Origin of the sequence: Kitasatospora sp. NPDC058184 (assembly GCF_042883725.1) — a bacterium.
Classification (GTDB): domain Bacteria; phylum Actinomycetota; class Actinomycetes; order Streptomycetales; family Streptomycetaceae; genus Kitasatospora.
This window is the reverse complement of the sequence record NZ_JBHVVE010000069.1, coordinates 1-1,192: the sequence shown is the minus strand read 5'-3', so window position 1 is coordinate 1,192 and position 1,192 is coordinate 1. Positions and strand designations below refer to the sequence as shown.

2 protein-coding genes are annotated in these 1,192 nt (G+C 68.0%); both read right to left on the bottom strand.

Features of this window, described 5'->3' with window-relative positions; genetic code table 11:
• The coding region (locus ACFVXH_RS41380) for a hypothetical protein (RefSeq protein WP_387831246.1) at positions 1 to 379 on the bottom strand (379 nt) is incomplete at its 3' end.
• Between the two features lie 67 nt (positions 380 to 446).
• A partial coding sequence (locus ACFVXH_RS41375) for an LGFP repeat-containing protein (protein ID WP_387831245.1) occupies positions 447 to 1,192 on the bottom strand: 746 nt, incomplete at its 5' end.

Genomic DNA, 1,192 nt, shown 5'->3' with positions numbered 1-1,192 from the left:
GTAGGAGCTCATCGTCTCCCACAGCTTGCGCCCGTACAGCGACAGGCCACTTGCCCGCGGCCTTCGTGAGTCCGAAGACGGTCGCAGCGAACGTGAGTACCGCAGCCCAGCCGGTCTCGGTGCCGATCGAGTACCAGAGCGCGAGAGGCGCGAGGGCGGCGAGGAGGCCGTACAGCGCGGTGCGCCAGGGAGATGCAGCGTGGAGGAGCGCGAAGAGCAGCGTTACCGACGCCACGCCGACCGCGGCCCATAGGGCGGCCACGACGTCGGAGAGGTAGCCGAGTCCGGCGATGAGGAGCACGCCGGCGGCGACGTAGGTGTAGAGCTGCTCGCGAGCGGCCGCGGGGATGCGGTCACGGAGGGTATCGAGTGTGGACATTGTGCGCCTTTCAGGGATCGGCACCCGCTCGGTACTTATGAACCGAGCGGGTGAGGGATAGAACCGGTCAAGCGTCGAGTAGGCCGATCACGCCGCTCGGGTGCCAGCGGAGACTGCCGCGCTCGAAGTTCTGCGCGCGGACGCCGTCGCCCCCGTCGAATTCATTCGAGGTCGGCCAGCCGTATTGGCTGTTCTCGTAGCCGAGCGACGCCCAGTACTTGAGGATTGCGCCGTGCACGATGCGGCCCGGCTGACCGCCCTTGCGGTAGATGACGCCGCCCTGGAAGGCCTGCACGTCACCGCCCGGCAGGACCTCGTGCCGCTGAGCCGGGTAGCCGAGCGGGCCCTGTTCCCACCGCGTGTCCTTCCACGTTTCGTAGATCGCCGTCGGCACGGCGATCGCCTTGCCGTCCGCGACCGCGGGGTGCCAGTAGATCGAGCCGTTCTCGAAGTCGGCGTAACGACCGACGCCGTCCTTGCCTGGCCGCTCGCCGTCGTGTAGTCGCTTACCGATCCACGCCGCCGCGGCTTTCGCCTCGATGTCGATCTCGTTCGCGACAGGTGCGGGCGCGGGCTGAGGCGGGCCGAAGATGTCGAGGTGACCCCGATTGAGCTTGTCGGCGAAGTTCGCGATCCGGGCGTCACCCTCGCGGTAGCCGATCTGGTAGTGCATTTCGTCGGCGCGGCCCCAGTCGGCACCCCAGAAGATGGTGCCCTCGAACAGTCGAAGCCCTTCGCGAATCTTTGCGATGCGCGCTGCTGGCATCGTGCGCAGGCCCCAGGGGTACTTGGGCGCGTTGAAGTCGAGCGCCG